Annotated in this window: 19 protein-coding genes; 10 read left to right on the top strand and 9 right to left on the bottom strand. The window is 70.9% G+C overall.

All coding sequences use genetic code 11. The annotated features are described in order from the left end of the window. Positions 1-45 precede the first annotated feature (45 nt). Positions 46-1,260: a cytochrome P450 gene (locus ACZ63J_RS36610; protein WP_465337454.1), complete on the bottom strand. Its 1,215-nt coding sequence runs from the start codon at positions 1,258-1,260 to the stop codon at positions 46-48. Between the two features lie 311 nt (positions 1,261-1,571). Between ACZ63J_RS36610 and ACZ63J_RS36615 the strand changes: the two genes are divergently transcribed. Beyond that, positions 1,572-1,742 (top strand): hypothetical protein, encoded by a 171-nt coding sequence (locus ACZ63J_RS36615; protein ID WP_465407575.1) that lies wholly within the window; start codon positions 1,572-1,574, stop codon positions 1,740-1,742. 6 nt (positions 1,743-1,748) lie between these two features. Here the strand turns inward: ACZ63J_RS36615 and ACZ63J_RS36620 are convergent, their stop codons facing one another. Further along, complete coding sequence (locus ACZ63J_RS36620) at positions 1,749-4,457, bottom strand: glycosyl hydrolase family 95 catalytic domain-containing protein (RefSeq protein ID WP_465407573.1); 2,709 nt, start codon at positions 4,455-4,457, stop codon at positions 1,749-1,751. 352 nt (positions 4,458-4,809) lie between these two features. On the opposite strand from ACZ63J_RS36620, the gene ACZ63J_RS36625 reads away from it, so the two are divergent. Further along, a complete protein-coding gene (locus ACZ63J_RS36625; RefSeq protein WP_465407571.1) occupies positions 4,810-5,703 on the top strand; it encodes an oxidoreductase in 894 nt (297 codons plus the stop codon). 14 nt (positions 5,704-5,717) lie between these two features. Then, on the top strand, positions 5,718-6,668 hold the full coding sequence (locus ACZ63J_RS36630; protein ID WP_465407569.1) for an alpha/beta hydrolase: 951 nt from the start codon (positions 5,718-5,720) through the stop codon (positions 6,666-6,668). An 11-nt stretch (positions 6,669-6,679) separates the two neighbouring features. Here ACZ63J_RS36630 and ACZ63J_RS36635 read toward each other — a convergent pair whose 3' ends face one another. Next, a complete protein-coding gene (locus tag ACZ63J_RS36635) occupies positions 6,680-7,444 on the bottom strand; it encodes an SDR family oxidoreductase (protein ID WP_465407567.1) in 765 nt (254 codons plus the stop codon). 93 nt (positions 7,445-7,537) lie between these two features. Here ACZ63J_RS36635 and ACZ63J_RS36640 point away from each other — a divergent pair, with 93 nt between their 5' ends. Both ACZ63J_RS36640 and ACZ63J_RS36645 read left to right on the top strand, forming a co-directional pair. Then, complete coding sequence (locus ACZ63J_RS36640) at positions 7,538-8,383, top strand: helix-turn-helix transcriptional regulator (RefSeq protein WP_465407566.1); 846 nt, start codon at positions 7,538-7,540, stop codon at positions 8,381-8,383. Between the two features lie 98 nt (positions 8,384-8,481). Continuing rightward, complete coding sequence (locus ACZ63J_RS36645; RefSeq protein ID WP_465407564.1) at positions 8,482-10,629, top strand: DUF6351 family protein; 2,148 nt, start codon at positions 8,482-8,484, stop codon at positions 10,627-10,629. Positions 10,630-10,692: 63 nt separating this feature from the next. Here the strand turns inward: ACZ63J_RS36645 and ACZ63J_RS36650 are convergent, their stop codons facing one another. From ACZ63J_RS36650 to ACZ63J_RS36660, 3 genes are all read right to left on the bottom strand, one after another. Then, positions 10,693-11,397 carry a DUF899 family protein gene (locus tag ACZ63J_RS36650; protein ID WP_465337448.1) on the bottom strand — a complete coding sequence of 235 codons (705 nt, stop codon included), beginning with the start codon at positions 11,395-11,397 and terminating at the stop codon, positions 10,693-10,695. 68 nt (positions 11,398-11,465) lie between these two features. Continuing rightward, positions 11,466-12,404 carry an NADP-dependent oxidoreductase gene (locus tag ACZ63J_RS36655; RefSeq protein WP_465407562.1) on the bottom strand — a complete coding sequence of 313 codons (939 nt, stop codon included), beginning with the start codon at positions 12,402-12,404 and terminating at the stop codon, positions 11,466-11,468. 148 nt (positions 12,405-12,552) lie between these two features. Next, a complete protein-coding gene (locus ACZ63J_RS36660) occupies positions 12,553-13,398 on the bottom strand; it encodes a helix-turn-helix domain-containing protein (RefSeq protein ID WP_465407560.1) in 846 nt (281 codons plus the stop codon). A 53-nt stretch (positions 13,399-13,451) separates the two neighbouring features. On the opposite strand from ACZ63J_RS36660, the gene ACZ63J_RS36665 reads away from it, so the two are divergent. The 3 genes from ACZ63J_RS36665 to ACZ63J_RS36675 all read left to right on the top strand — a co-directional run bounded on the left by ACZ63J_RS36665 (position 13,452) and on the right by ACZ63J_RS36675 (position 17,691). Next, positions 13,452-13,955, top strand: a complete 504-nt coding sequence (locus ACZ63J_RS36665) for a MarR family winged helix-turn-helix transcriptional regulator (protein ID WP_465407558.1) — start codon at positions 13,452-13,454, stop codon at positions 13,953-13,955. Between the two features lie 142 nt (positions 13,956-14,097). Beyond that, a complete protein-coding gene (locus ACZ63J_RS36670; protein WP_465407556.1) occupies positions 14,098-15,420 on the top strand; it encodes an outer membrane protein assembly factor BamB family protein in 1,323 nt (440 codons plus the stop codon). A gap of 9 nt (positions 15,421-15,429) precedes the next feature. Then, complete coding sequence (locus ACZ63J_RS36675) at positions 15,430-17,691, top strand: protein kinase domain-containing protein (protein WP_465439790.1); 2,262 nt, start codon at positions 15,430-15,432, stop codon at positions 17,689-17,691. Here ACZ63J_RS36675 and ACZ63J_RS36680 read toward each other — a convergent pair. Both ACZ63J_RS36680 and ACZ63J_RS36685 read right to left on the bottom strand, forming a co-directional pair. Then, the gene (locus ACZ63J_RS36680) at positions 17,660-19,132 is read right to left on the bottom strand and encodes a sensor histidine kinase (RefSeq protein WP_465439792.1); all 1,473 of its coding nucleotides are present in this window, start codon (positions 19,130-19,132) and stop codon (positions 17,660-17,662) included. The genes ACZ63J_RS36675 and ACZ63J_RS36680 overlap by 32 nt on opposite strands. Further along, positions 19,129-19,818, bottom strand: coding sequence for a response regulator (locus ACZ63J_RS36685; RefSeq protein ID WP_465439794.1), 690 nt, complete (start codon positions 19,816-19,818; stop codon positions 19,129-19,131). The genes ACZ63J_RS36680 and ACZ63J_RS36685 overlap by 4 nt, the downstream gene beginning before the upstream one ends. Before the next feature lie 172 nt (positions 19,819-19,990). Here ACZ63J_RS36685 and ACZ63J_RS36690 point away from each other — a divergent pair, with 172 nt between their 5' ends. Continuing rightward, positions 19,991-21,718 carry an arabinofuranosyltransferase AftB family protein gene (locus ACZ63J_RS36690; protein WP_465439796.1) on the top strand — a complete coding sequence of 576 codons (1,728 nt, stop codon included), beginning with the start codon at positions 19,991-19,993 and terminating at the stop codon, positions 21,716-21,718. Between the two features lie 6 nt (positions 21,719-21,724). Here ACZ63J_RS36690 and ACZ63J_RS36695 read toward each other — a convergent pair whose 3' ends face one another. Continuing rightward, positions 21,725-22,480 (bottom strand): hypothetical protein, encoded by a 756-nt coding sequence (locus ACZ63J_RS36695; RefSeq protein WP_465407548.1) that lies wholly within the window; start codon positions 22,478-22,480, stop codon positions 21,725-21,727. 283 nt (positions 22,481-22,763) lie between these two features. Here ACZ63J_RS36695 and ACZ63J_RS36700 point away from each other — a divergent pair, with 283 nt between their 5' ends. Next, positions 22,764-23,690, top strand: coding sequence for a LysR family transcriptional regulator (locus ACZ63J_RS36700; RefSeq protein WP_465407546.1), 927 nt, complete (start codon positions 22,764-22,766; stop codon positions 23,688-23,690). Positions 23,691-23,742: the final 52 nt, after the last annotated feature.

Raw genomic sequence — 23,742 nt, forward strand, 5'->3', positions numbered from 1 at the left:
CCGGCTCCGGCCCGCCGATCCCGGTGGGCCGGAGCGCGTCGACGCTTACGCCGGGGTGAAGACGACCGGCAGTGACGCCGGTCCGCGGGTGAAGACGCCTTGCTCGGCCGCCTCCGCGCCGTCGGCGAGCCGCAGGTCCGGCATCGCGTCGAGCAGCTGGTTCACGCCGACCTCGATCTCGGTCTTCGCCAGCAGCGCGCCGACGCAGAAGTGCCGGCCCAGTGCGAAGGACAGGTGACTCGCGGCCGCCGAGAAGGCGGTTTCGGTCGGCAGGTCGGTGCGGAAGATGTCGAACGCGCCGGGGTTCGCGAAGCGCCGCGGGTCACGGTTCGCGGCGCCGATGAGGCAGGTCACCGTGCTGCCGGCCGGGATCCGCTGCCCGTCGATCTCGATGTCTTCGGCCGGCTGCCGCATGATCATGTGCACCGGCGGCGTGTGCCGCAGGGTTTCGGCGAAGGCCTTCGGGACCAGGCTACGGTCCGCGCGCACGGCCTCGAGCTGGTCGGGGTGGGCGAGCAGGTTCCGGAACAGGCTGGCGATCGCCTTGTCGGTGGTCTCACCCCCGGCGGCGAGCAGCAGGCTGCAGAAGGCCTTGATGTCCTCGTCGCTCATGGTGGTGCCGTCCACCTCGGTGGCGCACAGCGTCGAAAGCAGGTCGTCACCGGGGTTTTCGCGGCGGTGCCGGATGACCGGGATCATGTACTCGGCGAGCTCGTCGTGGGTCCGCAGGCCGGCCGCGGTGACCTCTTCGTCCTGGCTGAGGTTGCCGAGGAAGGCGATGATCGCGATGTACCAGCGCTGGAACCGCGCGTGGTCGCTGCGGTCCAGGCCCAGCATGTCGACGATGACGTTGATCGGGAAGTGCCGGGCGTAGTCGCTGACGAGGTCGGCCGACCCGCGGCCGCGGAAGGCGTTGATGAGCTCCGCCGAGTTCCGTTCGATCACCGGGCGGAACTTGTGCTCCAGCTCGCTGCCCCGGAAGGCCGGGGCCACCAGCGCCCGGCGGGTCGAGTGCTCGCGGCCGCTCATCTGCAGGATCGTCCGGCCGTGGACGGGTTCCAGCTGCCAGCCGTAGTTCTCGGTGGTGAAGACCCCGTCCTTGAAGGCGCGGGAGACGTCCTCGTAGCGCGAGAGGACGTAACTTTGCATGCCTTCGTGCCAGGTCACCGGCGAATGCTCGAGCATGGCGTCGTAAGCGGTGTACGGATCGGCGGCGAACTCCGGAGACAGGAGGTCCGGTGCGTGCCCTGCTGAAGTCACGAGGCTCCCTTGCGCGGTGGTGGGTGTCAGCAGGCTATCGGGGATAGTTGCCATGGCGAAAGAGTCATGGCCGGTTCGGCGTACGGGTGGTCACCGGGCGGAAGCGAATTGGTCACACCCGGTGACAAGATTCGTATCTCTGTCCTTTGAGGACGGACGGTGTGGGCGAGTCCTGATTGGACAGTTGGGACTGCTCGCTCTCGTTGGGCGTCGAGCGTGGCTGAGTGCTTCTCGAGTGCTGATCGCTCGCATGCTTTCGTGATAGTCGCGGGCAAAACGTTTCGAACCGCTCATCCGACGCTGCCCGGCCCGTGCAGCTGCCGGACCGGATCGCGCTGGTGCTGGCAGATCGCGTCGCTGGTGATCGCCTGTACCGCCTCGCGCGGTTGGTGGTTCTCGGCGTGGTCCTGGTCGGCGCCATGGTCAGCGCCGTCCTGATCGTGCATCCGGAAGTGGTGACCGCGCTGGTTCGGGCGAGATAGGAACGGTCACGTGATGCGGAAGGCGTCGATCATGCCGACCGAAGTGCTGCGGTTGACGATCCGGACCGTGTGCTGCCCGGACGCCAGCCCGCTCTTCTGCCACACCACCTGCTGCACCTGCCGGGCGCCGTCGGCGTGGAGGTTGACCGTGGCCTGGAACGTGTTGTCCAGGTAGACATCAACCGTGCCCATGTCGCCGTTGCGTTCCGACAGGTACTGGAGCCCCGTTCCGGTGAACGTGTACGTCGCCGTGGCGCCGACTGTGGTCGAGTGGTGGGTGTCGTCGTTGTAGTCGCCGTAGCCGCGGTTCGTGGTGGGGAACCAGTTGCTGTCGTAACTCACGTCCGTGTCGTTGACCAGACCGCCGCCGCCCGTGTTGAGGCCGAGGGTGGACGCCGTCCCGCTCAGTGTCTTCGCGCCCTGGTTCGGGCTGCCCGTCAGCCGCGTCGTCGAGTACGACGTCAGCGGCTTCGCGGTGCGTTCGACGATGTACGTGGTGCCGGCGGTGGTCGGGACGTCGAACTCCGCCGCGGCGGTGGTCAGCACGATCGTGTTGTCCGACGCGCGCCGCACGCGGACCTGCTGGCCGCTCCAGGGGTTGACGACGTGGGCGGTCGCACCCCATTGGCTGCGCAGGCCGACGTACTTCGTCTCGTTCGCTTCGCGCTCGGAGCTGACGAGGAAACCGTTCTTCGCCAGCAGCGTGAACTTGCCGACGAACGACGAGTTCGCCGGCGCCGCCGGGAAAACGCGGATCTTGTCGTTGTAGGACTGCAGCAGGGCTTCGTTCATCGCGGAAAGGTTGACGCCGTGGTACTCGAAGACGCCGTTGGTGTTGCTGGTGAACCCGTTCGGGTAGTTCTGGTACTGCTGCAGCATCCGCTTCATGCCGGTGAACGTCTGGTCGCCGAGGCCGAGCCGCGCGGCCTGCACGGCGTCGTTCGCCCAGACGTTGCCGTAGGGGAACGGCCGCGCGTTCCAGGTGGTCAGCGCGGTCTGGTAGTCGGGCGCGCCGATGCCGGTGACGTTGTACGGCCAGATCAGCTCCGACGCGACGTTCTCGCCGTTGCGCGTCTGCGACAGCGGCGGCTGGTGCGGCTGGTAGGCGCCGTTCTGCTGCGGGTACGCGACGAGGTTGTCGAGGACGCGCTGCCATTCCGGACGCAGGTTCGCGTCGGCGCCGATTTGCTGCGAAACTTGGATGGCGATGGGGAAGATGCTGCGGACGGCGGCGAGGTCGGTGATGGCGTTCGGGACGTTCCAGTAGGTTTCGTGGGCGTTCGAGTTCGCCATGTAGTACTTTCCGTTGCCGTCGAAGGAAAGCATGCGGGAGTAGAACTTCGCGGTTTCCCGGATGAACGGATAAGCGACGTTCCGCAGGTAGTTGTCGTCGTTCGTGTACCGGTACTGCAGGTACATGTTGTACGCGGCTTCGTAGCCCGTGGACAGGATGTTCTTCGTGTAGTCGCTGTTCACCGTGCCGCGGGCGTTGCCGTCCCAGCCCATGGTTTCCGGCACCCACAACCCGTCCACGCCATAACGCGTCTGCGTATAAGACTTCAGCGCGGTGTAGTTGCGGCTGTAGAGGTTGTTGAAGGTGTTCATCAGGTCGGTGTGGTTCGAGGCGAGGAACGAGTTGTAGACGTCGCGCTGGTTCCAGTACCAGTAGGCGTTGCTCCACTTCGTCTGGTCGCCGGTCGCGCGGAAGACGCCGTTGATGAAGTGGTACGGGTAGTTGCCGTACCCGCCGGCGGCGATCAGGTACGTCGAGAGGTAGTAGACGTTCTCGAGGTAGTCGGCGTCGCCGCCGAGGCCGCCGTACTGCACGAAAGACTTGCCCCAGAAGCCGTGCCACCAGTTCCGGTAGGCGTTGTAGGTGCTCGGGTACCCGGTCGACTTGACCGCGTTGAGCGCGTTCTTGGCCTGGTTGACCGAGTTGTTGCCCGCGGCGTTGAGCCGGGTGCTCGCGGTGAACCACACGGTGTAGCTCGAGGTCGGCGTGATCGTGAGCCGCACCCGGCTGTTGTTTACGACCGAAGCGCTGTAGTTCGCGCCTTCGACGGTCGCGGCCAAGGTGTAGCCGAACTTCTGCGGGTCGGTCTGGCCGCGGCTGATCCCGGCCCCGGACGCGTCGGCGTAGCTCGAGACCTGGCGCCAGGTAGTGATGTCGGGGACGTCGCCGCTGTTGCCGAGGTTAGCGACGTCCCACAGCGACAGCTCCAGCGTCACCGCGCTCACCCCGCCGCGGGTGTCGTCGACGTGGATGCCCATGACCTCGGACCCGGGCTGGCCGATGACCGTGACCGTGCGGTTGCTGTCGTACTTCGTGGTCAGCGTGCCGTCGTAGAGGGACAGCCGCTGCTGATAGGTGCTGTAGCCGGAGTCCATCGCCGGGGTGGTCGCCAGGTTCACCAGGCCGGCTCCGAAGGCGGTCTGCTGCGAGGCGTCGACGTTCGACACCTGCATGGTCAGGCCGTTCTGCTGCCACGCCATCGCCCCGGTGCGGCCGTTGCCGACGGTCAGGCCGTAGTTCGGGTTGGTGTTCGGCCGGTTGTAGACGATGTCGTGCTTGGCCAGGTAACTGGCGTAGTCGACGTCGAGCCGCCCGGCGGCGGGGGAGAAGGCGGCGTCCCCCGGGGCGGCCAGCGCCGGGGAGGCGACGGTGAGCGCGGCGCCCAGCAGCACCACGACGGGAAGCAGGCTGATCGACCTCATGGAGCACCTTCCGAGGTGAGGTGGACCCGTGGCGGCGGGGAAGGTCTCGCAAGATCACCGCAGAGATATGACGAATAGCGGATTTTTCCCGCAAGGTAGGTGTACCAGACGGGTGACATTCGGTAAAGAACCGATGTTTAGACCATTGAGGTGGCTAGGGCTCGACCAGTCTGCGGACGGCTTCCACGACCGTGGCCGTGGTCGGCGAACTCGGCCAGTGCGGCCTCCAGGAGAGCGCGGCGCTCCGCCTCGAGGTCTCGACCTTATTGAGTGAACGTTCATTTGACAACGCGAGCCGAGCCGTGCTTACCTAGGCGCACAGTGTTGAATGAACGTTCACTAAGGAGTTGCCATGGTCCCGTCGCAAGTCGGCAAACGCGCCCTAATCACCGGCAGCACCGGCGGAATCGGCCTGGAAACGGCCCTGGCGCTGGCCAACGCCGGTACCGAAGTGGTCGTCGCCGGCCGGTCGAAGACCAAGGTCGACAACGCCGTCGCGGCTGTTCGCGAGGCCGTCGGCACCGCCAAGGTGGAGGGGCTGGTCCTCGACCTCGCCTCACTGGCCTCGATCGACAGCGCCGCCTCCGCGGTGCTCGCCGCCGGGCGGCCGCTGGACCTGCTGGTCAACAACGCCGGGGTGATGGCCGTGCCGGAGCGCCGCGAGACGGCGGACGGCTTCGAGCTGACCTTCGGCACGAACCACCTCGGGCACTTCGCGCTGACCGGACTGCTGCTGCCCGCCCTGCTGGCCGCGCCCGCCGCGAGGGTCGTGACGGTCAGCGCGAAGGTCGCGCGGAACAAGGGCGCGACGCTGGACGATCCGCTGAGCAAGACGTCCTACTCGGGGATGGCCGCCTACACGAAGTCGAAGCTGGCGAACGTCGTGTTCACACTCGAACTGGCGCGGCGGGCGGCCGGAACCGGGATCACCGCCGTCGCCGTGCACCCGGGTACCAGCAACACGGGACTTCAGCAGCATCTGCCCAAGTACCTCCAGGTCGTGACGTCCATGGTGCTCGAGCGATTCGTGGGCCAGAGCCCGGCCGACGCCGCCCGTCCGTCCCTTCACGCCGCGACGAACCCCGCGACCAAGCCGGGCGACTTCGTCGTGCCGGACGGCCGTGGCGAGCTGCGCGGAGCCCCGCACGTCGCGGAAATGCCGCCCGCCGCCACCGATCCCGCCACCGGACGACGGCTGTGGGAGCTGTCCGAAGAGCTGACGCACGTCACCTACTCCCTCCAGTGAAAGGCTTTCCCGCCATGACCTTCCGGTTCGAGACCGTGCCCGAATCCACTGTGGACGAAATGCGCGGGATCAACGCGCGGCTCGCCGCCGCCGAACTCCCCGACCCCACCACCGCCGAAGGGCTGGCCGTGCTGCGCGGGACGACGTTCCAGGTCCCGGCGCCGACCGAGCTGACCCCGGTCGACCGCACGGTGGCGGGCCCCGCGGGCGAGGCGTCGGTCCGGATCATCCGGCCGGACGGCCCGCTCACCGGCGTCGTTTTCCACGTCCACGGCGGCGGTTTTGTGCTCGGCGCGCCCGCCGACGACGACGCGGTCAACGACCTGCTGGCCCGCACGGCCGGCGTCGCCGTGGTGTCCGCCCGCTACCGGCTCGCGCCGGAACACCCGTTCCCCGCCCACCTCGAAGACTGCCTCGCGGCGGCGGTGTGGCTGGCCGGCGCGGTGGAGGAGGAGTTCGGGACCGACCGGATCGTGGTGTCCGGCTACTCGGCGGGCGGACACCTGGCGGCGCAGACGCTGCTGCGGCTGCGCGACGGGTTCCCCGAGCTGTTCCGGAAGATCGCCGGCGCGAGCCTGGTGTTCGGGGTCTACGACCTCACCCGGACACCGAGCTCGCGCTCCGCCACACCGGACACCCCCGTGCTGCCGCCGCGCTGGCTCGACCAGTTCGTCCGGATGGCGTTCCTCGGGTTCGGCCCGGAGCAGCTGCGTGACAGCGGTGTCTCCCCGCTATACGCCGATCTGCACGGGATGCCGCCGGCACTGTTCACGGTCGGCGAGCTGGACCCGCTGCTCGACGACTCGCTGTTCATGGCCGCGCGCTGGCGGGCCGCGGGCGGGGAAAGCGAGCTGGCGGTCTGGCCGGAGTCGCCGCACGGGTTTGTCGGCATGACCCCGCCGACCGGGCTGCCCGCGCAGCGGCGGATCAACACCTGGGTGAAAACGCTGCTGGGCCGGAAATAGCCGTCCCTCGCTCAGACCTGGTCGGTGGGGCGGATGACGATCTCGGCCACGGCCCGGCGGCGGGGGCCGGTGACGATGTAGGCGACCGCTTCGGCGATGTCGTCGGCGTGCAGCTGCTCGACGTCGGCGAACCGGGCGACCATGCGTTCGTGGACGGCGGCCTGCTGGTGGCCGAGGAGCTCCGTCGCCACCAGGCCCGGCTCGACGACCGAGAACCGGACGTTGCGCCGGGCGAACTCCTGACGCCAGGCCTCGGTCGCGGCGGTGACACCGAACTTGGTCGCGTTGTACACGGCGGCGTTCGGGATGACGAACCGCCCGGCGATCGAGCTAATGTTGACGACGTCGGCGACCTGACGCGGGCTCGTCGCGGCGGCTTCGACCAGGTGCGGGAGGGCGGCTTTGGTGAGGAACAGCAGGCCGTTGAGGTTGATGTCGACCATCCGCTGCCATTCGGACAGCGGGGAGGTGACCGAGTCGCCGTTCAGCATGACGCCGGCCGCGTTGACGAGCGTGTCCAGCCGGCCGAGCCGCTCGACCGCGGTGGTGACCACGCCGGCCGCGGCGTCGGGGTCGGTCAGGTCGGCGGCGAGCGCGACGGCCCGGTCGCCGATCTTCTTGGCCAGCGTGTCGAGGCGGTCCTGCCGGCGGGCGACGAGCACCACGGTGGCGCCCCGGGCGGCGAGCCCGCGGGCGGTGGCCTCGCCGATGCCGCTGCTGGCGCCGGTGACCAGCGCGACCGTCGAGGTCAGGGTGTCTTCCTGGGTGATCTCCATGGCTCCACTGTGCGACCGGGACTAAGGGGGTACCAGAGCGTGTTTATGGGGGTATAAGTGCCACCCGGTAACCGACTGAGCGGGAGCCCGACGATGTCCCTTGGAGCGCCACCGACCGGCGACCAGGCCCGGCGTGAGGAGCTGGCGTCGTTCCTGCGCAGCAGGCGGGAGCGCATCTCGCCGGAGCAGGCCGGGCTGCCGCTGACGGGCCGCCGCCGGACACCGGGGTTGCGCCGCGAGGAGGTCGCGCACCTCGCCGGCATGGGGGTCACCTGGTACACGTGGCTGGAGCAGGGCCGGGACATCAAGGTCTCCGAGCCCGTGCTGGCCGCGATCGCGGGCACGTTGCGGCTCGACGCGTACGAGCGCGCCCACCTCTACACGCTGGCCGGGCACCCCACGCCGTCGATGGAGAGTGACGGCGCGGCCATCCCGAGCGCCGTGCTGGTGATGGTCCGCCAGCTGGAGCCGATCCCGGCCGTGGTGGTCAACGCCCGGTTCGACCTGCTCGCCTGGAACCACACGTACGAGCGGCTGGTCGGGGGCGTGGCCGACCTGCCGTTCGAGGACCGCAACTGGCTGGTGCAGATGTTCACGTCGCCGCGGTGGCGGGCCAGGGTGCTCGACTGGGACGACTCCGCCGCGCGCCTGGTCGGCCGGTTCCGTGCCGGGATGGCGGCCCACGCCGCCGAGTCCGGCTGGAAGAGCCTGGTCCGGCGGCTGCGGCAGGAGTCACCGGACTTCGGGCGGATGTGGGAGCAGCACGAGGTCCGGGGCCCGGAGAACTTCACCAAACACTTCCTGCACCCCGACGCGGGGTTGCTGACGCTGGACCACACACAGCTGTCTTTCGGCGAGCGGCCGGGGACCAAGCTCGTCACCTACACCCCCGTGGACGACGAAACCTGGGCGAAAGTCCGGCTGCTGCAAGCGAGCTAGCCCCGGCTTCGATGATTGTTCCGGTCGGCCCGCAGGTGCTATACCGGCAGCTGCCCGGTGTCGCGACGACGCGACGCCAGAAGCGAGCGGAGTCTCCGGTGGCCAACCGTGCTGTGCGCTCATCCATCGTGGTGGTCAGCCTGACCGCGCCCGTCCTCCTGCTGGGGGCCGCGCCCGCGCTGGCCGACACCCCACCCGGGCGGCAGCTGACGATCGAGACGGTGTCGAACCCGCGGCCCGCGCTCGTCAGCGGGGGACAGGTCCTGCTCAAGGTCGTCGCACCGGAGCGGACGCGGGTCAGCGTCAGCGAGAACGGCCACGACGTCACCGCGAGCTTCCGCGCCCAGCCGGACGGCAGCCTGCTCGGGCTGGTGACCGGCCTGCGCAACGGCGTCAACGACGTGAGCGCGAGGACGAGCGGACCCGGCCGGGACCAGCGGGCGAGCCTGCGGGTCACCAACCACCCGAGCACCGGGCCCGTCTTCTCCGGCGCCCAGCAGCACCCGTTCTACTGCGAGACCCAGGCGTTCGGCCTGCCCGCGGCGACGCAGCCGCTGTGCAGCGCGCCGACCCAGGTGAGCTACCAGTACAAGACCACCGCCGGCGTGTTCGCGCCGCTGGCCGACCCGGCGAGCCGGCCCGCGGACCTCGCGACAGCCACCGTCGGCGGGCACGCGGTGCCGTACGTGGTCCGCGTCGAGCGCGGCACGATCGACCGCGCCGTCTACGAAATGGCGGCGCTCTACGACGGCACGCCGTCGCCCGTCACGCCGGACGCCGCCTGGAACGGGAAGCTGGTCTACACCTTCGGCGGCGGCTGCAACGCGGGGTACCACCAGGGCACCTCGACCGGCGGCGTGGTCAACGACCTCTTCCTGGCCCAGGGGTACGCGGTCGCGTCGTCGACCCTGAACGTGCTGGACAACAACTGCAGCCCGATCATCTCGGCCGAAGCGGCGATGATGGTCAAGGAGCACTTCGTCGAGACCTACGGCCCGGTCGCCCACACCATCGGCTGGGGCGGCTCGGGCGGGGCGATCCAGCAGTACGACATCGCCGAGAACTACCCCGGCATCGTCGACGGCATCATCCCCGGCGTCTCGTTCCCGGACCCGCTGAGCACGGCGGGCCCGGTGTCGGACTGCCGGCTGCTGGAGCAGTACTTCGCCGGGCCGGGCGCGTCGTTCACCGCGGCGCAGAAGCAGGCCGTCGCGGGCTTCGCCAGCTACGACACCTGCGTCTCCTGGACCCAGACCTTCGCCAGCCGCGCCACCGCGACCGGCAGCTGCAACGCGGCCATCCCGGTCGCGGTGCGGTGGGACCCGGTCACCAACCCGCGCGGCGTGAAGTGCAGCTCCGCCGAGCAGCTGGTCAACCAGATCGGCCGGGACCCGAGGACCGGGTTCGTGCGCAGCCCGCTCGACAGCACCGGGGTGCAGTACGGCTTGGCCGCGCTGAAGGCCGGGAAGATCACCGCGGCGCAGTTCGCCGACCTCAACGCGGGCATCGGCGGCCTCGACTACACCGGAAAGCCGGTGCCGCAGCGGATCGCGGCCGATCCGAAGGCGCTGGCCACGGTGTACGCCGACGACATCGTGAACTCGGGGTCGCAGGGGCTGCGGGAGACGCCGATCATCGACCAGCGGACCGACCTCGACCTCGCCGGGTTCGGCAACGACATCCACACCACCGAGTGGTCCTACGTGATGCGGCAACGGCTGCTGCGCGCCAACGGCACCGCGGGCAACCAGGTCATCATCGAAAACCACGCCACCGCGGCCGAAGCGGCGGCCGCGAGTGTCTACGAGCTCAACGCGATGGACCGCTGGCTGACCGCGATCGACGCCGACGGTTCGCACCGGAGCCGCCAGCAGAAGGTGCTGGCGAACCGGCCGGGCGACCTCGGCGACGGCTGTTACCTCTCGCCCGCGTCGCGGATCACCGAGAAGCTGACGTACCCGGCGAGCGGCCAGTGCGGCGCGCAGTACCCGGTGGCGGCCAACACCCGGATGGTCGCGGGGGAGAGCTTGGCGCTCGACGTGCTGAAGTGCCGGCTGAAGCCGCTGAACCCCCGCGACTACCCGGTCCCGTTCAGCACGGCGGACTGGAAGCGGCTGCGGGCGACGTTCCCCGACGGCGTGTGCGACTACGGCCGCCCGGGCGTCGGGCAGCGAGCCCCGCTCGGAACCTGGCTCAGCTACGGCGACGAACGGACCGGCACCACCCCGCCGACCAGGCCGCGGTGAGCCGGTGACCGCGTCGGCCGCCGATCCGATGAGGTCCGCATCGGATCGGCGGCACCGGTGCTGCTACTGCTCTCGAGCCACCGGCGCGGGCTCGTGGAACTCGTCGTGGGGGCGGAGCCAGTAGGCGAAGTCCTCCTGCGGCCACCCTTCGGGGACGTCTTCGCCTTCCACCTGGCCGCCGTACGGCGTCAGCGAGTACAGGCTGGCGATGCTGCCGATCTGGCTCACCATCGGCCCGTTGTTCAGGTAGTAGGTGCGGTAGATGTCGTCCCCGTCGCGCAGGAACATGTTCAGGGCGAACCATTCCGTCGACCCGAAGTCGCGGGTGAAGGACTCGGTGCGGATCGTGTACCAGGGAATGTCGGTCCAGCCCATGCGTTCGGCGTAGGTCCGCAGGTTGCTCTGCGGCGCCGGTGACGCCATCGCGAAGGTGATGTCCCTGGCGTGCAGGAGGCTCAGGTCGGCGACCCCGTCGACCCACGAAGAACAGCCGGAGCACCCCGCTTCCGGCCAGCCGGCCACGCCTTCTTCGAAGAAGAACCGGTACAGGATCAACTGGCTGCGACCCTCGAAAAGCCCGGCCAGGGAAATCTCGCCGTCGGGCCCTTCGAACGAATAGTCCTGTTCGACGCGGACCATCGGCATCCGTTTGCGGGCCGCGATCAAGGTCTGCACCGCGGCCGCGACTTCCTTCTCCTGCTTTGCCAGCGAGCTCTGCGCCTCGGCCCATTCCGCGGCCGGCACGATGGGTGGTTTCGCGATTGCCATGGTTCATCCTAGGCAGAAGCACGCAGTTCCCGCCGAACGCGCGCAACACCCTCCGAGGGTATTTCCGGTCAGGCCGGAACGACGACGACCTTGCCGTGCACCGCACCCTTGGCGGCCCGTGCGTGCAGCGCCGGCAGCTCGGCCAGCGGCACCCGCTCGGCGACGTCGACGCGCAGCTCGCCGCGGTCGACCATGGCCACCAGCTCGGCCAGCTGCCCGGCGTCGCTGCGGACGAACAGGTTGATGCCGCGCACGTCGCGTGCCTCGTCGGCGGGAGCGGGCATCCAGACGGTCGTGTTCACCACGGCGCCGCCCGGGCGGACCAGCGTGACCAACGCGGCCAGCTCCGCCGGGTCGACCGGCGCCAGGTTGAGCACGAGGTCGACCGGCTCGGTGACCGCCGCGGTGACGCCGGTGGTCGTGTGGTCGACCACTTCGTCGGCGCCGGCCGACTTGACCGCGTCCCCGCTGCGCGGGCTCGCCGTGGCGATCACGTAGGCCCCGGCGCCCTTGGCCAGCTGCACGGCGTACCCGCCGACCGCGCCACCGGCGCCGTTGACCAGCACCCGCTGCCCGGGCTGAAGGTTTCCGTGGTCGAACAGCGCCTGCCGCGCGGTCAGCCCGACCACCGGCAGCGCGGCCGCGTCGGCCAGCGGGACGGTCGCGGGTGCGGAGGTCAGGACCTCGGCCGGCGCGAGCACGTATTCCGCCGCCGCGCCGGTGCCGTCCATCGGCAGGAAGCCGATGACCGCGTCGCCGACCCGGAGGCCGTCGACCCCCTCGCCGAGCGCGTCGACCGTGCCGGCGACGTCGATGCCCGGGGTGTGAGGTAGCTGCACCGGGATGGGCTCACGCATGAATCCGCCGCGGATGTTCCCGTCCACGGAGTTGAACGACGTCGCGGCGACGCGGATCCGGACCTGCCCGGCTCCGGGGACCGGCTGCTCGACGTCCTCGTAGCGCAGGACGTCGGGGGCGCCGTAGTCGTGGAAACGCACTGCCTTCATCGGAGTTCTCATCTCTGCTCGGGCCGTTTTGCTTCGAATTCGAAGCAACTGAGGTCACGGTACTGCTGCTTCGAATTCGAAGCAAGTGAGGTCGGTCACGAAGGTCCCTTGATCCACACGGACCTCAGGATCGTGGCCGCGGGCCGGCTCAGCCTGGGCCGGTTTGGCCCACCTTGACCACGGCCGGCCCGCCGGCGGCGCGGACGACGTCGCCGAGCCGGGCCGCGTCGGCCGAGTCCGGCGCCGGGGTGAGGACCACGGCCATCAGGTTGTCGCCGGGCACGTCGAGCAGCGCGCCGTCGAGCGTGATGGCACCGCCGTCGGGATGCCGGAACACCGCCCGGTTCTCGTACGCGGAGACCGTTTTCGGGGTGCGCCACAGGGTGTCGAACCGGCGGCTGGTGGTCCGCAGCTCGTCGACGAGCTCGCCGAGCGCCGCGTCGGCCGGGTGACGCAGGTGCGTGTCGCGGAGCCGGGCGGCGAGCACGGCCTGGAACCCGGCCTGGTCCTCCTCGGTGCGCTCGATCTCCCCGCGGGCGTTGCGGAACGTGCGCCACGCGACGTTCCAGTCCCGGGTGGACCCGGTCGCCGCGCCGCCGCCCAGCGCCAGCCACGCGCGGTTGACGGCGATGACGTTCCACGCCGCGTCGGTGAGGAACGCGGGGGTGCCGTCGAACCGCTCCAGCAGCCGGATCGCCGCCGCCCCGGCTTCGCGCGGCACCTGCCCGTCGACCGCGGCGTAACCGGCGAGCGCGCAGAGCCGCTCGTAGTCCGCCCGCCCGATCCGCAACGCGCGGGCGATGGCGGACACCACGCCGGCCGACGGGTGACGCCGTCCCTGCTCCAGGCGCCGGATGTAGTCCGCGGAGACCCCGGCCAGCTCGGCGAGCTCTTCCCGGCGCAGTCCCCGGGTCCGCCGCCGCGGCCCGCCGGCGGTGGGCTCGGCGTGTTCACGCAACCAGCGGACCGCGGCGCCCACGTCGGACAACGACATGGCGCCAGTCTGCAGCAGGGACCTCTTCGAATTCAAAGCAGTAGGCTGTGGTCATGTCCGACGCCCGCCCCTCGCTCGACCCCGTGCAGCTCGGCGCCTACTTCGACCTGATCGAGGTGACCAGCCTGCTCCGGCACGCGGTCGAGCAGCAGCTGCGCGAGGCCGGCGAGCTCAGCTACGTGCAGTTCCAGCTGCTGGCCCGGCTCGGCGACTCGCCGACGGGCAGCCACCGCATGACCGACCTGGCCGACGGCGTGGTCTACAGCCGCAGCGGCCTGACCTACCAGGCGGGCCTGCTCGAGAAGGCGGGCCTGGTGGTGCGCGCGCCGTCGCCGGACGACGAGCGGAGCACCACGGTCACGATCACCGACGCCGGCCGCGAGCGGCTCGCCGAGGTGCTGCCCGGGCACGTCGAGGTGGTCGGCGGCCTGCTTTTCGAGCCGCTGTCCCACAACGACGTCGTCACCCTCGCCGGGCTGCTGGCGCCGGTGCGGGACCACATGCGCTCGACGCCCCCTCGCTCGGCCGCGCCCCGCCGCCGTCCGAACGCAGGGTGACGGCACTCAGCCGGTGACCGCAGTGCTGCGACCAGGCAATAGTGACACCTTTGCGTGAATTGCCACGCGGGTGGGCCACGGTCCGCTACCGTCCTGCTGTGGCTCCGATCGGAGCAGGGGAACACGGGGGAAGGTAAGGCACATGCGGCGAACTCTGGTCATCCTCGCCTGCCTGGGGGCCGTGCTCACGGCCGCCGGCTGCGGCGGAAGCGACGGCGGCCCGGCCTCGGCGCCGAGCGGATCGGCGCCCGCCGCACAGCCGCCGACGGCGTCCGCCGCGCCCGAAGCGAAGACCGCCGACCCGCCGATGTCGTTCGACCAGGGCGCTCCCGTCGGGCTCCCCGCGGGCGCCTTGCGCGCCAACGTTGCGGGCAACGTCACCTCGACGTTCATGACCTTGCGCGACCGCACCGGTTACATCGTCAGCCCCACCGCGCTGAACGCGGTGGATGTGCTTACCGGGCAACAGAAGTGGACCGTCCCTTTCGAACGCCAGCCGGGTGACCCGTACAACCAGAGCGGGCCGTTCGTCAACACCACCGGACCGCGCCCGCCGGCGGTCGGGGACGAGCTCGCCGTCGCCGCCGTCCCGGTCCTCATCCCGGAAAAGGGCACCACGCCCGCCTACATCGCGTTGTCGGTGATCGCGGCGGACCTCGCGAAGGGCACCAAGGTCTGGCAGTCCGAGACCAAGGTTTCCGAAGACCAGTACGCCGACGCGAGCAACGCCGTCACCAAGGTCGTCGCGATCACCGGCAAGGCCGTCGTCGCCAGCTACGGCCGCTCGGACGACGAACACGTCACCGTCGCGCTCGACCCCGTCAGCGGCAAGACCCTGTGGGAGCGCAAGGACTACGACGCCGGCAGCGTGCTCGGGACCGTCGTCGTCGGCGCGGACCACAACGTCGCGGAGAACTCCTCGATGATCCAGGCGACCGCGCTCGACCTCGCCACCGGCGCGCAGAAGTGGGTCGGCGCCGCGCGGTCGTCCGGGGTCGTCGTGACCCCCGCCGGCCCGGCCCTGGTCGTGGTCACCCACACCGACTACGGCAGCGGCCGGCCGTACCTTTCGTTCCTCGACCCCGCCACCGGCGCGGAGAAGATGAAGGCCGAGGGTGAGGACCAGTTCGGCCCCACCTCGTACGGAAACTGTTACTACGACGAGCAGTCCGTCGTCATCTGCGCGCCGGGCGGGGTGCTCACCGCCTACGACGCCACGACGGCCGCGAAGCTCTGGACGCTGCCCGACAAGACCGCCAACCGCGTCGCCCCCGGCATCACCGTCGCGTGGCACGGCGCCCTCTACGGCAGGACCGACGGCGGCCGGCCGATCGTGCTGGACGCCAAGACGGGCCAGGACCGGGCCGTCGACGACGTCGGTGTCGTCCCGACACTGGTGAGCAAGTACGCGGGCATCGGCGCCGGTGACGACGGCGTGGCCCTGGCGTACCCGGTCGAGAAGTAAGCGGCGGGCATGACCGACACGTGGCAGGTGCCCGGGTACGCCGAGGTGGACGTGCTCGGCACCGGCGGGTTCGGGCGGGTCGTGCTGGCCAAGCACGAGGCGTCCGGGAAGATGGTGGCGATCAAGTACCTGCGCGCGGAGTTCCTCGCCGACCCGCGGATCGCGGACGGGTTCCGCCGGGAGGCGTGGCTGCTCTCCGGCGTGCGGAGCCCCCACGTGGTCCGGCTCTTCGACTTCGCCGAGACCCCGCAGGGCGCCGCGCTGGTCATGGAGGCGGTGCCCGGCGTGTCGCTGCGCGCCTTGCTGGTGGCGGAGAACGTCCTGGCGCCCGAGGCGGCTTTGGCGATCCTCAAGGGCTCACTGCTCGGCCTGGCCGACGCGCACGCGGTCGGCGTCGTCCACCGGGACTACAAGCCGGGCAACGTCCTGGTGTCGCGGGAGGGCGAGTCGAAGCTGGTCGACTTCGGACTGGCCACTTTGGACGGACACAACGGACTGACCGCCGGGTCCCCGGCCTACATGGCCCCGGAGCAGTGGGCCGGCCGGCCCGGCCTGCCCGCGACCGACGTCTACGCGGCCACGTGTGTGTTCTACCAGTGCGTCACCGGGCACAAGCCGTTCGAAGCGGACACAAGCGAGCAGCTGCGCGCCCTGCACGGGGGAGCGCCGGTGCCGCTGGACGCGGTGCCCGAGGCGCTGCGCCCGCTGGTCGCGCGGGGCATGGCGAAGGACCCGGCGTGGCGGCCCGCGACGGCGGGCGCCTTCGTCACCGAGCTGGAAACCGTGGCCCGCAAGGCCTACGGGAAGAACTGGGAGAAGCGCGGCTGGAAGCGGCTGGCCGGCTCGGCCGCGGCGCTGACGGCGCTCACCCCGCTGGCGCTCCTCACCGGAGCCGGCACGGCCGCCGCGCCGGTCGCGGCGGCCGGCGCCGGGGCCGGCGTGACGGCGGGCACCGGGACGGGGGTGACCGCGGCGGTGGCCGGCAAGATCGCCATCGCCGTCGCGGTCCTCGGCGGGCTGGTCGCCGGCGGGCTGGTGATCTTCCCGCGCGGGGACGACCCGCCCGCCCCGCCGCCGGCCGCGCTGACGGTCGCCATGCAGACCCTGTCCGGGCGCGACCCGGCACTGCCGATCAGCCACGAGCTCCAGTACCCGCAGGTGTCCGGCGGCTCGGACGCCGCGCTCCGGCAACGGATCAACGCCGCGTTGCGGGCGCCGGTCGACCAGCGGCTGAAGTCGGTGCGGGACGCGGTCGCCGTCCCGAGCACACTGGAGCGGTTCCGGGAGGAGGGCGAAACGGCCGGGCTGCGCTCGTCCGCGCGGGTGCTGCTGCAGACGCCGGGCCTGCTTTCCGTGCGGTACGACCACGATCTCGACTCGGGCGTGCTGGGGCACACCACCTGGCGGTTCCCCGAGGCGTTCTCCGTCGACCTCACCACGGGGAAGGTGCTGGGCCCGCAGGACGTGTTCCGGCCGGAGATCCTGACAGCCGCCGGGATGCGGACGCTGACCCAGCGGCTGACGCCGCACACGAAGAACGGGTTCTGCACCGTGCCCACGGTGGTCGGCGATCCGGAACGGCAGGTCAGCGTGGACGCCGCCGAGCGGCCCGGCGGCGGTGACCACGTGCCGGGCGCGACGTTCGGGTTCACCGCGACCGGCGCCGAGTTCGAGATCCTCTGGTACGACCTCGGCTGCGCCACGGCGGCCGGGAACGAACCGGTGACGTTGCCCTACGGCGAACTGGACGACCTGCTGCAGCCGAAGTTCCTGACGATACTGGGCCGGACGGCCCCGGCCGCTTCCTCGACGGCGGCGCCGTCGACCTCGGCGCAGCCCGGTGCCGGGGCGACGTACACGAACGCCCGCTTCGGGTTCACCACGCAGGTGCCGCCGGGCTACACGGCGTCGTCGTGGGTCCCGGAGAACGGCGAGGGGATGCGGTTCACCCAGGCCGGCCTCGGCGCGACGCTGACGGTGTGGGGCACCAACTCGGGCGGCCGCAGCCCCGCGGACCAGCTGGCCCAGCTGGTCGCCTCGGTGGAGGGCGACGGCGGCCGGGTGACCTTCCGGACGGCCACCAGTGGCGGGTACACCGTCTCCGGCTACCAGGGTGACGGCAGGATCTTCTACGAGACCGCGTCCATCGGCGCCGGCTCGACGGCCGGGCTCCGCTGGGTCTACCCGGCCGAGCACAAGGCGGAGCTCGACCGGCCCGTCACCGACACGGTGAAGGCCTTCAAGCCCGGGGATCTGTCCCGCCCGCACTGACCGCGCCGCGCCGGGGGAGGGTCAGGGTGAAGACGGCGCCGCCCTCGTTGTGACCGGTGAGGTCGCCGCCGTGGACGAGGGCGTTCTCCCGGGCGATGGACAGCCCCAGCCCGCTGCCTTCGGTCTCCTGGCGGGCGTGGTCGCCGCGGACGAACCGGTCGAACACGATCGGGAGCAGGTCCGCGGGGATGCCCGGGCCGGCGTCGGACACCGTGATCGTGACGTCGCCGGCCGTGCCGTCGATGACCACGGCGACCGGGGTCCGCCCGTGGCGGACGGCGTTCACCAGCAGGTTGCGCACGATGGTGTGGACGCGGCGCGGATCGGCTTCCACGGTCGTGTCGCCCCGGCTCGTGACCTCGACCGCCGCGTCCGGCACGCTGACCTCGATCGCGTCCTCGGCCAGCGGCCGCAGGTCGAGCAGCTCGGGACGGAAGTCCGTGGAGCCGGCGTCGAAGCGGGAGATCTCCATCAGGTCCTCGACGAGGTTCGCCAGCCGCAGGGCCTGGGTGCGCAGCAGGCGCGCCGCCCGCGTCCGGGTCTCGGGGTTCGTGTGGTCGAGGGTGTCCGCGGTGGCGACCAGCGCGGCGACCGGGGTCCGCAGGTCGTGGGCGACGTCGGCGACGAACCGTTGTTGCTGCCGGTCCTTGGCCCGCAGGGCGCCGATCGACTCGCCGACGCGCCGGGCCATGGTGTTGAACGACGCGGCGAGGTCGGCGAGCTCGTCCCGGCCCCGGACCGGGACGCGCACGTCGAGGGTGCCGTCGCCCAGTTCGCGGGCGGCGGAGGCGACCCGGCGGACCGGACGCTGGATGTGCCAGGCGGAGAAGACCGCGGCGACCACCCCGAGCGCGGCCACGCCGAGCGCGATGGACACCAGCTTCCGCGACTGGCCGGCCAGGCTCACCTCGAGCGGGGAGAGGTCGAAGACCTGCACCACCCAGTACTTGACGAAGTTCCCGCTGACCACCAGGAGCTTCCGGCCGCTGTCCGGGTCGACCGTGGTCGCGGTCAGCAGGTCCGCCGTCTTGGCCGTGCGCACCAGGACGCGGTCCGCGACGGACGCCACGACCGCTTCCCGGTCGGCAACGCGGAAGGGCAGCGGTTTTGCCGCCCACACAAGATCGTGCGAGCCGTAGGTCACCATTTCGGCCGTGCCTTCGGGCCGCGTGGTGAAGAGCGTCCAGTCCGTCGTCCTGCCGTCCATCAGCCGGGCGAAGTCGTCGACCGTGCCGTTGCCCGCCATCGCCTGTTCGAGCCCACGCCACGTCTGCTCGAACATCGCGCCGAACGACGACTCCGCGGCGAAGGTGAATCCGCCGACCGCGTCGTCCTTCTGCAGCTGCGTCGCCGCGAAGGCCATCGCCGCGGTCGCCAGCGTCGTCACCAGCACAACCGCCGCCGTCACCCTCGCCCGGAGCCCGAAAGCCGGCCGCTTCACGGGGTCACCAGCCGGTAGCCGAGCCCTCGCACGGTTCGCAGCAGCACCGGGTTCGCCGGATCGTCCTCGACCTTGGCTCGCAGCCGCGCGACCGCCGCGTCGACGATGCGCGAGTCGCCGACGTACCCGTAGTCCCACACGCGTTTCAGCAGCGCCTGGCGGCTCAGGACCTGGTTCGGGTGCCCGGCGAACTCGACGAGCAGCCGGATCTCGGTGGCGGTGAGCGCCAGTTCGGCGCCGTCGCGGGTCACGCTCATCGCCCCGGCGTCGATCTCCAGCTTCCCCACGCGCAGCAGGCCCGCCGGGGACCCGGGGGCGGTGACGGCGCGGCGGCCGACGGCCTTGATCCGCGCGTCGATCACCCGGGGCTCGACGGGTTTGACCACGTAGTCGTCGGCGCCGCACTCCAGCCCGGCCACGACGTCGATCGGGTCGCCCCGCGCGGTGAGCAGGATCAGCGGGAGCCGGCTCTTGGCGCGGATCCGGCGGCAGACGTCGAAGCCGTCCAGGCCGGGCAGCATGACGTCGAGCAGGACGAAGTCGAGGTCGAGCCGGTCGGTGAACACCACTTCCAGCGCTCGTTCGCCGGTCGGCGCGACGACGACGTCGTGCCCCAGCGCCTCGAGCGCCAGCGTGAGCGCTTCGGCCAACGCCCGGTCGTCCTCGACGAGCAGGAGTCGTGGCATGGGCCCCTCCAGAGATCAAGTTCGGCCCGATCCTAAGGCCGCGGGGGCGGGTGCCCGGTGGATCCGTGCGGACCTGTCGCGGAGTCGTGCGGTCTTGTGACAGAAGGACGGGCCTGCGCGCATGATCCGTTCCTAGCTTGGGCTCCGAGAGATTCCTTGGAGGGCCCGGCGAATGACCATCCTGCTCGACCGATTCGACACCACCCCCGACGTAAAGGGGAGGAGAACCCGCTGGACCGTGGTGGTCGCGGCGTCGCTCATCGCGGTGCTGGGGTATTCGACCCGCTGGATCTGCGACGACGCGCTGATCTTCACCCGCGCGGTGAAGCAGATCCTCGCGGGAAACGGGCCGGTCTACTCCCTCGGCGAGCGCGCGGAGACGTCGACCAGCGCGCTGTGGCAGTGGCTGCTCGTGCTGGCCGGATTCCTCTTCGGACAGCCGGACACCTCGACGCTCTCGTGGGTCCTCGGGCTGGTGCTCACCACGGCCGGGTTCGGCCTCGCGGTCGACGCCACCTCCCGGCTGCACAGCCGAGGCCGCGCCGCGGTGGTGCTGCCCTGCGGCGTCCTGGTGCTGCTGGGTCTGCGGCCAGTCTGGGAGTACGCGACCTCCGGCCTGGAGACCGGGCTCACCACGTTCTGGCTGGCGGCGTGCTGGTGGCTTCTCGTGCGCCTGCGCACGAAGGCGCCGGCGAAGGCGGTCCTGTTCGCGGCCTTCACGATCGGGCTCGGCCCGCTGGTGCGACCGGACCAGGCCCTCGTGTCCGCGGTGTTCCTCGCCGCGGTGTGGGTGACCGTCCGGCCCGGCCGGCGCTTGACCCTGGGCGCCGCCGGAGCCGCGGCCGCGTTGCCGGTCGCCTACGAGATCTTCCGGATGGGTTTCTACGGCCTTCTCGTGCCGATGCCCGCGCTCACGAAGAACGCGGGTGAGTCGATGTGGACCCGCGGGTTCGCCTACGTCGCGGATTTCGCAGGTCCCTACCTCTTGTGGCTGCCGCTGATCGTGGTCGCTGTGCTGCTGTATCGGTTTGGCACGCGGGCCGATCCGGTGGTGGTGTTCGCACCGGTGGTGGCGGGCGTGTTGCACCTGGCGTATGTGGTGAAAGTCGGCGGCGACTACATGCACGCGCGCATGGTCCTACCGGCCCTGTTCCTCGTGTTGCTGCCGGTTCTTGTGGTGCCGCGGTCGAAAACCACCGGTGCGGCCGTGATGGTCGTGGCGGTGTGGGCGTCCTGCAGCGCGGGTTTGCTCCGGTATTCCGGCGGCTCCGCGAGCGGAATCGACGACGAGCGCGCGTACTACGTCACGTGGACCGGGAATGCGAATCCCGCCGGCTCGGCGACTTACGTCCGGAAGCTCCAGGCGCTCAAGGACGTCGTGACGGCCGAAGCCGGGTCGGGGCGGCGGTCCCTGGTCTACCACGGGCTCGGCCCGGGCAACGAAATCCTCGTCACGCCCCTGCGCACCGGAGTGACGGCCGACGTCGTGGTCGTCGGCGTTTACCTCGGCACGGCCGGGATGCTCGCGCCTGCCGACGTCGGGATCGTCGACTTCTGGGGCCTCGCCAACCCGATCGGCGCCCGGTTCGCGTTCCCCACGGGGAAACCGGGCCACTCGAAACCGCTCGGCAACGCCTGGCTGCTCGCCGACTACGCCGCTCCCGAAGCACCGCTGCACCCTTCGGGGAACTTCGCCGTGCCCGGCGCCGTCACCCCGGACCAGGTGGCCGCCGCGCGGCACGCGCTCGGCTGCGGCGACCTCGCGGAGATCCGGCGGTCGACCCGGGAACCGTTGATGCTCAAGCGTTTCTGGGAGAACCTGACCGGCGCCTGGCACCGGACGCAGGTGGTCGTTCCCCCGGACCCCTTCGAAGCCGAGCGAAAGTTCTGCGGACCGTGAACGGGGTCAGGGCGCCGGTTCGCCGGGGAGGTCGTCGACGGCGAGCCGCAGCCAGGCGTTGTCGGTGAGGATGTGCAGGTCGGCGCCTCTGCCGATGACCTGCGTCGCGGGCGGCAGCGGCCGGCCGTCGGGCTGGACGAGCTGGTACTCGCCCGTCACCTCGAGCCGGTCGTCGGCCAGGGTGCCGACGACGAGCCGGTGCCGATCGGGCGCGTAACCGCCGTACAACACGACGCGGGATCCGCCGACGGCGAGCGCCTTGGCGCCGCGGACCTCGTTGTGCCAGCCCGTCACGGCGCCCTGGTGGATCCGGACGACGGGGAAGTCGGTGTAGTAGCAGGTCCACACGGTGTCTTCGTCGACGTTGAGCGCGTAGCAGTCGCTGATGCCGCCCCAGGTGTCCTCGTCCCAGGCGGGGTATGACCAGCCGGGGGTCAGCGCGGGGGAGAACCGGGTCAGGCCCGTGGCGCCCAGCGGCGGTCGGCCCTCCGTTTCTCCCCAGCCGAGGTTGCCGAGGATTCCTTCGTCGAAGTAACCCACCCAGGTCTCGCCTCGGCGAGTCGTCTGGACGTGGGCGATGCCGTCACCGAGGGTCTGCTCGAGCAGCACCTCGCCGTCGGCGTCGAACACGATCGCGTTGCGGTCCGGTCCTTCGGGCCGCCACGTGCACCGGGCGCCGACGACCAGCACCCGGCCGTCGGGCAGGGGCTGTACGGAGGGATAGGCCGCGGGAAGCGACGGAATCCGTGCGGTGACAGCCATCTTCGGGGTGTGCGTGGTGACTCGTGCCGCGACCGGGCGTGCGGCCTCAGCCGCGGACCACAGCGCGACGACTTCGCCGGACGGGCCGACCGAAGCGGACACCCGCACGTCGCCTGGTTGCGGCGCTTCGAGCGTCGCGTGACGACGGGCCCGGAGGGGCACCCCTGCCGTCTTGTTCTCTCGCTGCCGCCGAACCCAGTTCCTGATCACGACGGTATTCGATCACACTCCCGCGGCGTGGCTCACCGCATTTCCCCGGGCGTGCGCGAATTAGGATGACGTCGTGGAACTGCGTCAGCTTCGGTACTTCGTCACCGTCGCCGAAGAAATGAACTTCGGCCGCGCCGCCGAGCGGCTGCGCATCGCCGGGCCGTCGTTGTCCCAGCAGATCAAGGCGCTGGAACGGGACCTCGGCGTGCGGCTGTTCGACCGTGACCGGCGGCTCATGGCGATCACCGCGGCGGGGGAGGCGCTCCTGCCGGCCGCCCGCGAGCTGCTGGACCGCGCCGACGACCTGCGTCAGCACGCGGTGCGGCTCAGGAGCACCGAGGTCGTGCGGCTGGGGTACGTCAACTGGCTGCCCGCCGGGCTCGTCGAGCGCAGCTCCGGGATCGCGAGCCTGCAGGTCGACGCCTGGGTGCTGCCTTCGCACGCCCAAGCCGGGCGAGTGGCCGACGGCAGCATCGACATCGCCGTCTGCTGGGTTCAGCAGCCGGACCTGGCCGCGCAGAACCTCGACGCGCGCCTCGTCGGCGCGGACCGGCTCTACGCGGTGTCCGCCGGCTCCGACACCTCGCCGGTCGCCGCGAGCGAGACGCTGGTCCTCGTCGACTCCGACACCGTCAGCTGGTCGTCGTGGAACCTCTACGCCGGCCAGTTCAGCCGGGACACCGGCGCGACCGTCGTGCGGACCGACGACTCCGGGATCACGGGCCCGGCCTTCTTCGAGCACGTGCGCCGGCTCGGGCGGCCGGTGGTGAACTCGCCGAAGGGGCAGACCACGCCGCTGCCCGGCGGCCTGGTGCAGCGCCCGATCGTCGATCCGGCGCCCTACTGGACCTGGTCGCTGGTCACCCGCCGCGACGACGACCGCGCGTCGGTGCGGGCGATCGTCGAGGCCCTGACCACCGGCGTCGAGCGGCCTTCGCCCGACGGGGGCGCGTGGCTGCCGTCCACCGACCCGCACGCGCCGCGGCCCGCCGGACGCTGAGCGCCTGGTAGGCAAAACCTCCCGGCTGGGAGGCAGCTCATCGTGGCCGACC

The organism is Amycolatopsis sp. NPDC104863 (assembly GCF_055582965.1).